The 14,209-nt window shown below is 67.9% G+C and carries 8 protein-coding genes and 1 pseudogene; 5 read left to right on the top strand and 4 right to left on the bottom strand.

The genetic code is table 11. From position 1 onward, the window contains the following. Positions 1–244, top strand: a pseudogene (locus tag Q0C41_RS14595) (hypothetical protein); the annotation flags it as partial. 587 nt (positions 245–831) lie between these two features. Here the strand turns inward: Q0C41_RS14595 and Q0C41_RS14590 are convergent. Next, positions 832–1,860: an integrase core domain-containing protein gene (locus Q0C41_RS14590; protein ID WP_291984586.1), complete on the bottom strand. Its 1,029-nt coding sequence runs from the start codon at positions 1,858–1,860 to the stop codon at positions 832–834. Between the two features lie 499 nt (positions 1,861–2,359). Here Q0C41_RS14590 and Q0C41_RS14585 point away from each other — a divergent pair, with 499 nt between their 5' ends. Next, positions 2,360–4,762: a sigma-54 dependent transcriptional regulator gene (locus tag Q0C41_RS14585; RefSeq protein ID WP_291984590.1), complete on the top strand. Its 2,403-nt coding sequence runs from the start codon at positions 2,360–2,362 to the stop codon at positions 4,760–4,762. Positions 4,763–4,768: 6 nt separating this feature from the next. On the opposite strand, the gene Q0C41_RS14580 is transcribed toward Q0C41_RS14585, so the two are convergent. Then, positions 4,769–6,283, bottom strand: coding sequence for a DUF2779 domain-containing protein (locus Q0C41_RS14580; RefSeq protein ID WP_291984585.1), 1,515 nt, complete (start codon positions 6,281–6,283; stop codon positions 4,769–4,771). A 235-nt stretch (positions 6,284–6,518) separates the two neighbouring features. Here Q0C41_RS14580 and Q0C41_RS14575 point away from each other — a divergent pair, with 235 nt between their 5' ends. Genes Q0C41_RS14575 through Q0C41_RS14565 form a run of 3 tightly spaced genes read left to right on the top strand, consistent with a single transcriptional unit; the run spans position 6,519 to position 11,535 of the window. Beyond that, positions 6,519–7,961 carry a PAS domain-containing sensor histidine kinase gene (locus tag Q0C41_RS14575; protein ID WP_291984583.1) on the top strand — a complete coding sequence of 481 codons (1,443 nt, stop codon included), beginning with the start codon at positions 6,519–6,521 and terminating at the stop codon, positions 7,959–7,961. Next, the gene (locus Q0C41_RS14570) at positions 7,958–8,350 is read left to right on the top strand and encodes a response regulator (protein ID WP_291984580.1); all 393 of its coding nucleotides are present in this window, start codon (positions 7,958–7,960) and stop codon (positions 8,348–8,350) included. Before Q0C41_RS14575 ends, Q0C41_RS14570 begins: the two co-directional genes overlap by 4 nt. Further along, positions 8,347–11,535 carry a PAS domain S-box protein gene (locus Q0C41_RS14565; protein ID WP_291984578.1) on the top strand — a complete coding sequence of 1,063 codons (3,189 nt, stop codon included), beginning with the start codon at positions 8,347–8,349 and terminating at the stop codon, positions 11,533–11,535. Before Q0C41_RS14570 ends, Q0C41_RS14565 begins: the two co-directional genes overlap by 4 nt. Here Q0C41_RS14565 and Q0C41_RS14560 read toward each other — a convergent pair. After that, positions 11,532–13,028, bottom strand: coding sequence for a DUF2779 domain-containing protein (locus Q0C41_RS14560; RefSeq protein WP_291984576.1), 1,497 nt, complete (start codon positions 13,026–13,028; stop codon positions 11,532–11,534). The genes Q0C41_RS14565 and Q0C41_RS14560 overlap by 4 nt on opposite strands. Further along, positions 13,025–14,152, bottom strand: coding sequence for a hypothetical protein (locus Q0C41_RS14555; RefSeq protein ID WP_291984574.1), 1,128 nt, complete (start codon positions 14,150–14,152; stop codon positions 13,025–13,027). The genes Q0C41_RS14560 and Q0C41_RS14555 overlap by 4 nt, the downstream gene beginning before the upstream one ends. Positions 14,153–14,209 lie beyond the last annotated feature (57 nt).

Below are 14,209 nucleotides of genomic sequence, written 5' to 3'. Positions count from 1 at the left end.
GTGGTGGGGTGACACGCTGGTGTGGTCAGACACGCTGGTGTGGGGGGACACGCTGGTGTGGGGAGACACGCTGGTGTGGGGGGACACGCTGGTGTGGGGAGACACGCTGGTGTGGGGGGACACGCTGGTGTGGGGAGACACGCTGGTGTGGGGAGACACGCTGGTGTGGGCGACTGACGGACATTCTCGAACAGGGGATGCCAAGGCCGGGAGGGTCGCTGTTTGGTACCCCGAAGGAGCGTGAAGGGTCGTGTCCGGCAAGTGGTACCCAGCAAAGATGTCGACCCAACGCAAGACCGTTGACGCAGGCGTGCGTAAGTCGCGCAACGCTGGAGACGTCCGCTTCGTTGGGGCCGCGCCGTAATCAGCAAGCCGCGCTGCTTCAGTAGGCGAATGCGAGTACCGCACTTCGTGTAGCTATCATCAAGGCGCCACAGATCCGGGCAGGTTCGACGGACAAGGACGTTCGCACGAACCTTCATCGCGTCTATCGCGCGTAGCGGAGTATTCCCGTCTCAGCCCTCCACTCCCCCTGGGATGCACACTCGGGTGCGCATCTCAGGGGCGCCTCTTGGGTTACAGGCCCGCTCTCTAGCCTGTCGCCTGGCAGTCAAACTGATTGAGTTTAGGCAGGTGGCGCCCTCCGGAAAACCCAAAGCGATTCAATAGCGACTGGGGAGCCACTGGCGCGCAACAGGCCCAAGCCGCCCACTGAACGAACGGGAACATAGTTAACAGAAGTCCGACGACATGCTTTACACCGATGTGGCGTCGTCAGACACCGGTAATCAGCAGCGTGCGCTCGTCGATTTTCCCCAGCAGCGTCCGGTATTACACGATATTCCAGATCCCGTCGCCCACCTCCTTGAGGCCGATGTCCTCGCCCTTGAGGACCTGGCTCAGGAAGGGCTGGCCCGGGCGGAGGCGGAAGGTGCCAGCGGTGCTGACGCGTCGCACCTCCACGTGTGCCGGATACTCCGGCGGCGTGATGCGCGCAGGATAGTCACGCGTGCACGGCGTCCAGAGCGACGAGGGCGTACGATCGCCGATGCCTTCATGCGGGCGCTCAGTGTTGTAGCGCTGCCGAAACGCATCGAACCGGCGTTGCTGGGCGCGAGCGCTGGCCGCTGCGGGCCGGGCGGTCTCGCGCTTCAGTTCCCGGTGCATCCGTTCATGCTGGCCATTCTCCTGCGGGCTCGCGGGGAGGATGCGCTGATGCACGATGCCCAGTTGCATCCACCAGACGTTGAGTGCCGAGAGGCCATGGATGCCGGTCGAGGCGAAGGGGGCGCCGTTGTCCGTGCGGATGGCGTCGGGCAGCCCGACCTCGCGGAAGAGCGCTCGGAACACCGGCTTCGCGAGCGCGGTGCGCACGGACGGCAGCCCACGACAGGCCAGCAAGCGACGACTGAAGTGATCGGTGATCGTCAGGGGATAGCAGTACTGTCCGTCTCCGGTCTTGCAGTGGCCTTTGAAGTCGGCCGGCCAGACCTGGTTCGGCGCGTCAGTGAACAGCGCGGCGGCGCCCGGGTGCGACCAGCGGCGCCGCCGACGGTGCTTCCGCAGCAGCCCGTGGCGCTCGCGCAGCACCTGCAGCAGCTCCTTCGCGCCCCAGCCGTACTGGCGTCGCGCCGCAAGCAACAGGAGCTCGACCTCGACATCGGTGCGACGCGGCGAGTGCTGCGGCGCCCGACTGCGGTCCTCGAGGGCCGCCGCACCGCCGGTGCGATATCGCGCCAGCCCCTTGTAGCCAGTCGGTCGCGTCACGCCATACCGCTCGCACAACTCGACCATCGACCACTGGCCGCTCAGGAAGTCACACGCGAAGCGCGCGCGCTCGTCCACGACATTCGTCTCCATCCAGGGCATCCTCCTGGTGTAAACGATGTCGCTGGACTACTGTCAACGATGTCCCCGGTCCGTACCCACATCCGGCCTAACCGTGGGCCCACTGCAGGAAGGTCATCGACCATGAGCAAATTCGCTCACGGATGCGATCGGGGCAGCGGGGCGCTTGTGCGCTGGCGGCACAGAAGGCAGCGTGCTGTAAACTCAGCACTAAGGTCACAAGAATATGCCTCTGGCCCTACCTGCACTCTTGCGGCGAGCGCTCCGTTCCTCCGACACGGTTGCGTGCGACTCGATGCTCCGATCGGCCTCCCTGCCAGCTGACGTTCAACATGTCCTTCTGGCAGACACAAAGAGGCTAGCGGGGCAGTTCCCAGAGGCAAACCGCCATCTCTCTCAGATAGGGCCAAGAGCGCTCGACGGGGCTCTCAGAGTCTTTTCGGAACGAGTGCGAGGCGAGCTGCTGGGCGTTGCAGGACTGATTACCGAGGCCATCGACGTCTTGGGCAGAGTGCTGGTTGATGGTGAGGCATGCTCTGAGCACGAACAGGTTGCCTTGGCCTCGCTGTCTCGCTTTACTCTTCTCACGAGCCACCGCGGTCTTGCCGAGAGTCAATTAGGTCTTGAGCAAGCCAAGAAGGCCGTCCTCCGTTGCGGCGACTCTCAGTTGTTGGCGGCTCTGCACGCAAGGGTAGGGCAGGCCTACGCACAGCGAAGTCTACCCAGTGTCGCTATCGCCGAGTTGCTGTCTGCGCTCGATCTACTTCGACCTGAACCGAACGCACATATTGAAGCCTTCGCGATGCTGGCTCTGTCCGGCGCCGAGTATCTGCTCTCGAGAAACAAACAAGCAGCGAGGTGGGCTCGCTCCTCCCAGCGAATCGCTGAAAGAAACGGTCTTGATGCGCTTGAGTTTGCCGCCACAGCGAATCTCGCATTCCTGACGTGTCGCCGGGGACGCACCAAGAGGGCCAGGTTGCTGGCTGAGAAATGTCTCACAAAACTGCCGACCCCTACTTTGGCTCGCGGGGCGCTCTTGGACACGCTCGCCACCGTCGCCATGCACGACGGAGACCTGACAACAGCCAGTGAAGCCATCGCCGAGATCGATTCCATCATTGGTACTCTCCAAGGCACAAACCTGTTGCTGGTGGATTCGGCGCCGGTTAGGGCTCGCTTTGCGAAAGTCGGCAACAGACTCACTGACGGCCAGGAGATCCTCTCGAGCGGAATGAGAGCGGCAGAAGAGCGTGGCGACACTCCGGGTTGGGCCAAATTGGCGCTTCTGAGGGCAGAGCTAGGTTGGTTTCTCCATCATCCGCACGCTGCAGACATGGACCTTCTGGCAGTGATCGAGCGCGTCCATGTTCCAAATGCTGAGCTCTTGGCGCTGCTTGCGAGAGTACGTGCAGCCAGAGCGAAGCACTACGGCGACACGCGTCGCTTCTCAACCGAGATGGCACGTTCGGAGAGAATCTTCGTTGGCTCAGGTGACCTGCTTCATGCCAGGCAGACGAGCGCAATGAGAGCGAGTGGTTTGCCGGCACCTTCGCGCAGTGCAGTCCCGAAGTCGCGGACCCCGCGACGTTCTCAGTATGAACTGCCCGAGAGCCTCTCGGTGGTCTGCGGGCTCCTTTCGCAACCTCACTTGGCGGGTGCGGAAGCCGTACGCCTCTTCAAGCGATTGAAGGTTGTCTCCAGCGCTGTCGTGAGGACGGGCCAAGAGGCTGCGACAGCAGGTGAGAAGAGTCTAGCTCTCGGTGTACTTGGGAGCGACGCTATCGTGCTCTATGTGACACCGCTGCCGGACACCTCTTCGAGAGAGGTCGTGGCCCACATGCTGGGTATTCTCAGGCATCTCGTCGCTGCTTCTCGCGCTCAGACCGAGTCCAAGAAGACCACGCTTTCTTGGGATCTAGACGCGGCACCAGACGGTCGCCACGGCCTCTACATTTCGGCTCAGATGAAGCAACTGTTCAGTGCGATCAAGAGAGTTGCTTCAGGCAACGCGTCAGTGTTAGTCACTGGAGAGACGGGAACGGGCAAAGAGGTTGTCGCAAGAGATATACACTTTATGTCTCCGCGCTCACATTCAAGATTCGTTGCATTTAACGTGAGTGCAGTACCTCGCGACATGCTGGAGGGGCAGCTGTTCGGCCATCGAAAAGGCGCGTTTACAGGTGCTGTTGAAGACGTTAAGGGTCTGATTCGCGAAGCTGAAGGCGGAACGCTGTTTATTGATGAGATTGGGGAGCTCGGACTTGATCTTCAGCCAAAGTTGCTGCGGTTCTTGGAGAGTGGCGAGATTCAGCCAATCGGTCAGCCTCCCTTCAAGGTTGACGTAAGGGTGATCGTCGCGACAAACGCGAGCCTAGACGACCTTGTTCGCCAGGGAAGATTCAGGGAGGACCTGTTCTATCGTCTGAACGTAGTGGCGCTGACGATTCCGCCCTTGCGGGAGCGACCAGAAGAAATCCCGACCTTGTTAAACCACTTCTTGACGATTCACTCCGAGCAAGCTGGCAAGTTGATTCCTCATGTGACGACGCAGGCTATGGAGCGTTTGTGTACCTACACGTGGCCTGGCAACGTAAGGCAATTGTCTAACGAATTGCGGCGCATTGTTGCTCTCGGCGAGAATGATGACGAGATAGAGGTTCGTCACCTGTCGAGAAACATTAGTCAGACTCCAGTCCAGTCTGCACCGTGTCGAGTAGAACAAGCAGGTATTCAGATCCGCCTCGATCGAACGCTTCAGGAGATGTACGACGACATCGAGCGGGCCGCCATCGCGCGCGCAATGGAGCAGACCCTCAACAACCAGACGGAGGCAGCAAAGCTCCTCGGCATCACAAGGAAAGGGTTGTACCTGAAGCGCCAGCGGCTTGGCCTGATCGACGCGCTGCCCCAGTAGCCGCCTTCACACCTGCACCACCGGGTATCGCTCCTCTCCCTCTGCGGTCATCGTTGCGCCTTGCGCCAGGTTCATCAGCGTGCGGTGCACGTCGACCAGCGCCAGCGTGTCGCGCTCGCAGTAGGCCCGCAGGTCCGCCAGCGTGGTCTCCACGTCGTCAGGCGTCACCTCCGGCAGGTAGAGCAGCCGCGCATACGCCCGCGCCGCCGTCAGCCCGTCGCGAATCGCCAGCTCCCGGTACGTCAGCCCCGGCGCCAGCACCGGCCCCACCGCCTTGAGCGAGAAGTTGCCCCGGAACTGCAGGTCGTAGACGTGATCGCGAATCACCGCCAGCAGGTCGACGATCCGGCCGCGAATCCGCTCCAGCGCCGGCGCCAGATCCGGGAACAACGCCGCCAGCTCGCCAATCCGCTCCGCCTCGTAGTCGCCGTAGACGACGATGGGCTCGTGGTAGGCGCCGACCGCCTCCACCAGGCTCTCGGCCATGCGGCGCCGCGGATCGGGCCCCGGCGGCACGATCTCGTCGAGGTGCGTCAGCCGCCCCTCCTCGTCCACATGGTGCAGCGACCACAGGAACGGCACGTGCTGCGCCGGCGCCGTCCCCTCGAACACCGGCAGCAACGACCACACACACTCGAAGTCCAGGTACCACACCGGCGGCCGGCACGCCTCGAGCACCTGCGGCAACGCCGGGTCCACCACGATCCGCCCCGTCCGGCTCGCCAGCCGCGCCCGCCGCCGCGGCGCCCCCATCGGCTCGTCCGCCGGCACATCCCCCATCCGCTCGTAGCCGCGCGCCAGCCACACGTCCGCCGACGTCCCCGCCTCGGTCGGATAGCGCCCCGTCCAGTCCGCCGGCAACGTCTCCACACAGCGGTCCGTGAACGTACACGCCCGGCAATGCGTGCCGCGCGGCACGTCCGGCGGCACCGCCTCGGCCGCGATGTCGGTCAGCACCGCCATCGCCGACACCACCCGCGCCTTCGCCCGCGCCGCCCGGATCGTCAGCGACCGCCGCACCAGGAACGCCTCGGGCTCGATCGGCCCCTTGCCCTTGCGATAGTCCGCATCGACGTGCACCAGATGCACGCCCGCCACGGGGATCGACGCCGCCTGCAGCACGTGCAGCGTCAGCGCCGCCTGCTCCACCAGGAACCGGTCCAGCCCATAGCGCGTGGAGAGCAGCACCGCACACCACGACCCCTGCGCCGTGCGCTCGAGGACGTCGACCACGAGCGAGGTGCCGCCGGCGGTGATGGTGGCGCGGAAGATGGCGGTGGCGCCGGAGGCAATCAGCCGCCGTGTGCGCTCGTCGAGGTCGGCCTCGGTGGGCCCCGTCGTCCAGGTGTCCTGCCCGCCCGGCCATTGCTGCTGCGCCAGGCCGCGCAGGCGATCGCGGGCCTCGTCGCCGTCGAACGACGGCCGCTCGCCCCCGGCGCGCTGCCGGTGGTGGTGCCACGCCGCGAGCGCACAGCGCCGCCCTTCGTGATACTCCCACCAGTCGAGGACCGCTTCGCTCACGACCGCCCCCCTGCCTGCTGCTGCGTGACTGTGCGCCTTCGCCGACAGGCGCGTCAATCCAGCAATCGGCAGGATCCCTGCCGCACGGCAGCCACCCCGCGCGCCCCTCGACTGTGGCATTCTTGACACGGCGGCCCGCCCTCTGCGACTGTGCCCCTCGCAGGCGTCTGCCGCTGGCCTCCCCCAAACGCGCGCCACGCTGGCCCGTCCACGAACACCCGCGGCTCGGAGGCGTGTGACTGTCACCACGGAGGCGCGCCATCGCACGCTGTTCGACAAGGCGCCGATCGGCATCCTCTACGCCGATGCGGACGGCACCGCCGTGGACGCCAACCCGCGCCTCTGCCGCCTGCTCGGCTACACCCGTGAGCAGCTGATCGGTCTGCCCACCACCACCCTCGTCGCCGCCGACGCCGCCGCCACCCGGGGCCTCGAGGGCCACCACCGGGACTGGCACTTCCGCCGCCACGACGGCACCACCTTCACCGCCGACGTCGTCACCACCACCTGCGAGGACGGCTCCCGGCTGGTGATGGTGCGCGAGGCCAGCGAAGCGCGACTGGCCGCCGAACGCGCCGCCCGGGACGAACACCAGCTCGCCGACGCGATGATCGAGAGCATGCCCGGCGTCGTGTACTTCTACGATGCCTCCCGACGCTTCCGCCGCTGGAACCGCAACCTCGAGGCGGTGACCGGCTACACGCCAGAAGAGATCGTCACCATGGATCCGCTCGACCTCCTCGCGCCCGAAGACCGCGCGCGTGTCGGGGAGCGGATCATCGGGGTGTTCGAGACCGGAGAGGCCAGCACCGAGGCCACGCTGCTGGCGCGCGACGGCCGCCGCACGCCGTATCACTTCACGGGACGCCGGGTGCACTTCGAGGGGCAGGCGTGCCTCATCGGCGTCGGCATCGACATCTCGGCCCAGCAGGCCGCCGAGGCCGCCCGCGGCCACCAGGCGCGGGCCGAGGCCGCCGACCGCGTCAAGTCGGCCTTCCTGGCCACGATGTCGCACGAGCTGCGCACGCCGCTGAACTCGATCATCGGCTTCGCGGGCGTGCTGTTGCAGGAACTGGCCGGGCCCCTCAACACCGAGCAGCACACCCAGCTCGGCATGGTCCGCACCAGCGCCCGCCACCTGCTCGCGCTGGTCAACGACGTGCTCGACATCTCGAAGATCGAAGCCGGTCAGCTCGAGATCGGCCACGCGCCGTTCCCGGTGGCACGGTCGATCGCGAAGGTGGTGGACCTGGTGTCGCCGACGGCGCAGAAGAACGGCGTGACGCTGCGGGCCACCGTGGCGCCCGAGGTCGGCACGCTCGTGGCCGACGAGCGCCGCGTCGAGCAGATCCTGCTCAACCTGATCGGCAACGCCGTCAAGTTCACCGACCGCGGCGAGGTGGTGGTGGCCGCCGACGTGGTCGCCGATCCGCCGTGTTTGCGCCTGCGCGTCAGCGACACCGGCATCGGCATCCGGGCCGAGGACCTGCCGTCCCTGTTCCAGCCGTTCCGCCAGATCGACGCCGGCCTGACGCGGCGGTACGACGGCACCGGGCTCGGTCTGGCGATCTGCGCCCGACTGGTCCGCCTGATGGGCGGGCACATCGAGGCGCTCAGCCAGTGGGGTGCGGGCAGCACGTTCACCGTGACGCTGCCCCTGGAGGCGGCCCGCCGATGACTCGCGCCACGGTCCTCCTGATCGAGGACAACCCCGAGAACCGCTACCTCGTCACCTTCCTGCTCGAGCAGCGGGGCCACCAGGTCGTGCCGGCCGCCTCCGGCCCGCAGGGCCTCGACCTCGCGGCCCGCGTCGCGCCGGATCTCATCCTGCTCGACATCCAGCTGCCCGGCATGGACGGGCACGCCGTGACGCGCGCGCTCAAGGCCGACCCGCAGCTGCGAGCCATCCCGGTGGTGGCCGTGACCTCGCACGCCATGGTCGGCGACCGCGAGAAGTGCCTCGAAGCCGGCGCCGAGGGCTACCTCGAGAAGCCGATCGACCCCGAGACGTTCATCGCCGCCATCGAGCAGTTCCTCACCCCACCCGACGAGGGATCGCGCCAATGACCCAGGTGCTGATCGTCGACGACCAGGACGCCAACCTCTACCTGCTGCGCACCCTGCTCGAGGGGCACGGCTTCGCGGTGGTCGAGGCCCGCCACGGTGCCGAGGCGCTGATCAAGGCCCGCCAGCACCCGCCGTCGCTGATCGTCTCCGACCTGCTGCTGCCGGTGCTCGACGGCTACGCGCTGCTGCGCCAGTGCAAGACCGACGACCGCCTCAAGGACGTCCCCTTCATCGTCTACACCGCCACCTACACCGAGCCGAAGGACGAGCGCCTGGCCCTCGCGCTCGGCGCCGACGCCTTCGTGATCAAGCCCTCCGAGCCGGACGTGCTCCTGGCGCTGATCCGCGACGTACTCGATCGGCACGCGCGCGGCGAGCTGAGCCCGGCGGCCCCACCCTCGGTGGAGGAGGTGCTGCTGATCAACGGCCACAACGAGGTGCTGATCCGCAAGCTGGAGAAGAAGGCGTTCCAGCTGGAGGAGGTGAATCGCACCCTGCTGGCGGAAGTGGCCGAGCGCCGGCAGACCGAGCACGCGCTGCTCGACAGCGAGGAGCGCTACCGCAGCCTGTTCCACGCCATCGCCGACCCGCTGTTCGTCTACGACCGCGAGACCCTGCGCTACCTGGCCGTCAACGACGCCGCCGTGCAGAAGTACGGCTACAGCCGCGACGAGTTCCTCGGCATGACGATCGAAGACATCCGCCCGCCCGAAGACCTCGCGGCGCTACGCGACATGCTCGCGGCGTCCGGCGTCAAGATGGAGCATCGCGGCGTGTGGCGGCACCGCACGAAGGACGGGGCCATCCTCGAGGTGGAAGTGTCCGCCCACGGCCTGCACTACGGCGGTCGTCCGGCCTGCGTCATCCAGGCCCGCGACGTCACCGAACAGCGGCGGACCGCCGCCGAGGTCGCGCAGGGCCACGCCCTGCTGAGAATCGCCGGCCGGGTGGCCCGCATCGGTGGCTGGTCGCTCGACCTGCAGGCCCGGCGAGTCTCGTGGTCCGAGGAGGTGTGCGCGATCCACGACGAACCGGTCGGGCACGAGCCGACGCTGGACCAGGGCCTCACGTACTACCCGCCCGAATCCCGGCAGATGATCCGCGACATCGTGGGCGCCTGTGCCATCGACGGCACGCCCTTCGACTTCGAGTGCGAATTGCTCACCGCGCGAGGCCGCCGCATCTGGGTGCGGTCCACCGGCGAGGCCGTGCACGACGCGCACGGCCGCATCGTCGGCGTGCAGGGCGCGTTCCAGGACATCACCGATCGCAAGCGCGCCGAGCAGGCCCTCCGCCTCAGCGAAGAACGGTTCCGCCTGCTGTCGAAGGCCACCAGCGACGTGGTCTGGGAGTGGGATCTGGGGAACCACGCCATGGCCTGGAACGAAGGCGTGACCACCCTGTTCGGCTACGAGCCCGCCGAGATCGAGCCGACGAGCGAGTTCATCCGACAACTGATGCACCCCGACGACCGCGATGCGGTGGCCGCGGTCGTCGATCAGGCCCTGGCCAGCGGCGCGGAGAGCTGGTCGGTCGAATATCGCATCCGTCGCCGCGACGGCGGCTACACACCGGTGCTCGACTCCGGCTACGTCATCCGCGACGACGAGGGGCGCCCCCTCCGCATGCTCGGCGGCATGAAGGACCTGAGCGAGCGCCGCCGCTTCGAGGAGTCGCTGCTGCTGCGCAACCGCGCCATCCAGGCCGCGTCGCAGGGCATCATCGTCACCGACCCGCACCAGCCCGACAACCCGATCGTCTTCGCCAACCTCGGCTTCGAACGTCTCACCGGCTACGACGCAGACGACGTGATCGGCAGGAACTGTCGCTTCCTGCAGGGCCCCGACACCGACGCCGACACCATCGGCGAACTGCGCGCGGCCGTGGCCGCGGCTCGCAGCTGCTCGGTGGAGATCCTGAACTATCGCCAGGACGGCACGCCGTTCTGGAACGAGCTGTCGATCAGCCCGGTGCTCGACACGGCCGGACAGCTGACCCACTTCGTCGGCGTGCAGACCGACGTCACGGAACGGCGACGTCTCGAGGACCAGTATCGACAGGCGCAGAAGATGGAAGCGGTCGGACGCCTGGCCGGCGGCGTGGCGCACGACTTCAACAACCTGCTGACGGTGATCTCCGGCTACAGCGAGATGCTGCTGGCGCGGCCCGACATGGATGCGTCGACCCGCGACTCGATCGTGGCGATCAGGACGGCCGGCGAGCAGGCCGCCTCGCTGACGCGGCAGCTGCTCGGCTTCAGCCGCAAGTCCCTCGTGCAGCCGACGGTGCTCGATCTGAACGTCGTCGTCACGCAGACGACGTCGCTGCTGCGGCGCCTGATCGGTGAGGACATCGAGCTGACCACGGTGCTCGACCCGCATCTCGCCACCGTGAAGATGGACCCCGGGCAGCTGGATCAGGTGCTGATGAACCTGGCCGTCAACGCCCGCGATGCCATGCCCTCCGGCGGCACGCTGACCGTCGCGACCAGCAACGTGCCGGCCGGCACGCCGCACGGCGAGGCCCCGGTCGACTGCGCGGCCGGGCCACACGTGCTGCTCAGCGTGACCGACACCGGCTGCGGCATGACGCCCGACGTGCTGGCCCGCATCTTCGAGCCGTTCTACACGACCAAGGCCGTCGGCCGCGGCACGGGACTCGGCCTCGCGACAGTGTTCGGCATCGTCGAGCAGAGCGGCGGGTGCATCCACGTGATCAGCGCGCCTGATCAGGGCGCGACCTTCAGGTTGTACCTGCCGGCCGTGGCCGAGCCGAGCGCCGTCGAGACGGGCGCGGACGTGCCGCTTGGCGTCGAGGGGACGGAGACGATCCTGCTGGTCGAGGACGAGGATGCCCTGCGCACGCTGACGTCGCTGACCCTGCGCACGCACGGCTACCAGGTGCTGACGGCCACCGACGGCGGCGATGCGCTGCGCGTCATGGCGTCGCATGACGGTCCCCTGCATCTGGTGCTCACCGACGTCGTCATGCCGAAGGTCAGCGGCCCGGCGTTGGCCCAGCAGTTGAAGGCTGCGGCACCCGGGCTGAAGGTGCTGTTCATGAGCGGCTACACAGACGATGCGGTGCTGCGGCATGGACTGATCGAGGCCGAGATGGCCTTCATCCAGAAGCCCTTCACGCCGCTGTCCCTGGCCACGAAGGTGCGCCAGGTGCTCGACGGCTAGGCGTTGGCCGCGAGCGTGCGCAGCGCACGGTGCAGCTGCACCATCGCCATCGTGTCGCGCGCGCAGTAGGCGCGCAGGTCCGCGGTGATCGCCGCGGCCTCGACGGCCGGCACGTCGCCGCGCAGCACCCGCTCGTAGGCCTGCGCCGCCGCGAGTCCATCGCGAATCGGCAGGTCGTCGTAGCGCAGCGCGGGCGCGAGGGCCGGTGCCACGGCCTTGATCGAGAACGACCCGCGAAAGCGCAGGTCGTACACGTGCTCGCGCACCACCTCGAGCAGATCCACCAAACGCGCCTGGATGGCCTCGAGCGGCGCGGCGAGGTCCGGCAGCGCGGCCGCGAGGTCGCGCAGGCGATCCCGTTCGTAGCCGCTGTAGACCACGATGGGCGTCGCGGATCCGCCGAGGGCGTCGATCAACCCCTCGGCCATCCGACGCAAGGGCGCCGCACTCACCTCGGCCGGCGCGAGGTCGTCGCGGTGCGTCAGGCCGCCCGCGCCATCGTCTTCATGCAGCGACCAGAGGAAGGGGACGACGGCGTAGGGGCGCGTGCCGGCGTAGACGGGCACGGCGGTGGCGACGCATTCGAAGTCGAGATAGGCCGCCGGTGGTCCGGCCGGCGCGAGGGCGGCGGTGAGGCTGGGCGAGACGTACGCGCCGCCGGCCTGACTCGCGAGCCGCGCGTGCTGCACGCCGCGGGGCAGCCTGCGGTCGTCGGGCAGATCGGCCATGCGCACGAGTCCCTGCGCGATCCACTCGCGGAGGGGTGGGCGGTCCTTGCGAGGCAGCCAGCCGGTCCAGTCGGCGGGCAGCGTCGCCGTGCAGGCCTCGAGATACGGGCAGCCGTCGCGATCGTCGCGGCAGTGCGCGCCGGGCGCCTGTGTCGGCGGGGCGCTGGCGGCCATCGTCGTCTGCACGCGCGACGAGGCGTCTGCCAGGCGGTCGAGGCGCCGACGCGCGGGGAACGAGAGGCTGCGGCGGACGAGGAGCGCGTGGGGGTCGACAGGGTCCAGGTCGGGCCGCACGTACGACTCGTCGAGCAGCAGGGCGTGGATGGCCGCGACATCGAGGCCGGCGCCGCGCAGGGTGTGCAGCGTGAAGGCGGCGCGGTCGGCCAGTGCCCACGACACGCGCGTGCCGTTGCGGATCAGCACGGCGATCCAGCGGCCGCGTGGTGTACGTTCGAGGACGTCGAGGCGCACGCGCTGGCCGTGGCCGACGACCACGGCCTCCCGGATGCGGGGGCAGCCTTGCGCGATGAGGGCCGTGGTGCGGGCGGCGACGTCGGCCAGCGATCCACCGCCCTCGCTCGCGTCGACGGCATCGGGCCACAGCGGACGCGCCAGCGCGCGCACCTCCGCCAGCGGATCGGGGCCCGCGTACGCACGCGACGACGCGTCGGACGCGTCGTCACGCGAATGGTGCGCGGCGTTCCAGGCTCGCAGCAGGCAGTGCTGCCCGTCGCGATACGCCCGGAACTCGAGGGGGTGGCTCACGCTGGCGGCGCGAGCGGCGCGCCCGCCGAGGGCGACGCGGCCTTCCAGTCCTTGCCGACGAGCGCCGCGACGGTGGCCGCGACCTGGCTCTGCGATGCCGGCGGGTGCCCGGCCTTCCACACGCCGCGCGCTGGCCAGGTCGGCGCGGCGACGGCGGCCCACACGTACTGCGCGCCCTCGGTGTCCTTGCCGTGGCTGCCCCAGTCCGCGGTGGTGTTGCCGCGGCCGTGGTCGGTCACGAGCATCACGGCGGTGCGGCCGCGGAAGGCCGGCGTCGCCTCGATCAGCGCCATCAGCCCCTTCAGCCAACCGTCGAAGCGGTGCAGGTACTCGATGACGCGGACGTAGTGATTGTTGTGCGACCAGTCATCCGTCTCGTCGAGGCCGATCCACAGCGCCCGCGGCTGGTGACGCACGAGGTGGTCCATGGCGAACTGCCACGTGAAGTGGTCGTAGCGCGCCGTGTCCCACGTCGGCACCGTCTCGAACTGCGCGGCGCTGAGGGCCTTCATCCCGGCATCGGGCACGTCGTAGGCCTGGTATCCCGCGTTCGTGTACACCTCGTTGTCCTTCGACGAGGCGATGGACTCGAAGACGTCCCACGACCCGAAGCACGCCACCTGCTCGCGCGGCACGGCGAACGCGCGCCGCAGGAACTGCAGCACGGTCTCGTAGGGATACCGCTTGTTGTCGTTGCTGTCGATGACCGCGTCGTGCGGCACGCCGGTCATCAGCTCGGCATAGCCGGGATAGCTGAAGCGATGCGTGTTGCCGAGCGTCATCACGCTGCCGGCGCGATGGTCGCCGACGATCGAGCCGTGCTGCGTCAGGAACGTGCCCCACAGGTACGGCATCAGCGCGGCGCGACGTGCCTCGCGGGTCTCGCGCCAGAAGGTCGTGTACAGCGGGTGATCCTCGGCCTTCTTCTTTGGCCCGAGCACGTGCTGGAGGATCGTCGTGTCGATGCCGCCGAACATCTCCTGCGTGCGCACGCCGTCGAGCGAGATGACGATCACGCGATCGGCCGCGGCGCCTGCGGGCGCCTGCGCGCGGGCCATGCGGGACGCCATCGAGACGGCCACCGGCGTGGCCACGAGGGACTGGAGGAGTTGTCGTCTGTTCATATCAATTCGTGTGTGCTTACGATGACGGCCCGTTCGGAGAACGGGCCCTACCCCGTC

It is taken from the genome of Luteitalea sp., assembly GCF_022842525.1.
In the GTDB taxonomy this organism is placed as follows: Bacteria; Acidobacteriota; Vicinamibacteria; order Vicinamibacterales; family Vicinamibacteraceae; genus Luteitalea.
This window is presented reverse-complemented; position numbering and strand designations above follow the sequence as displayed.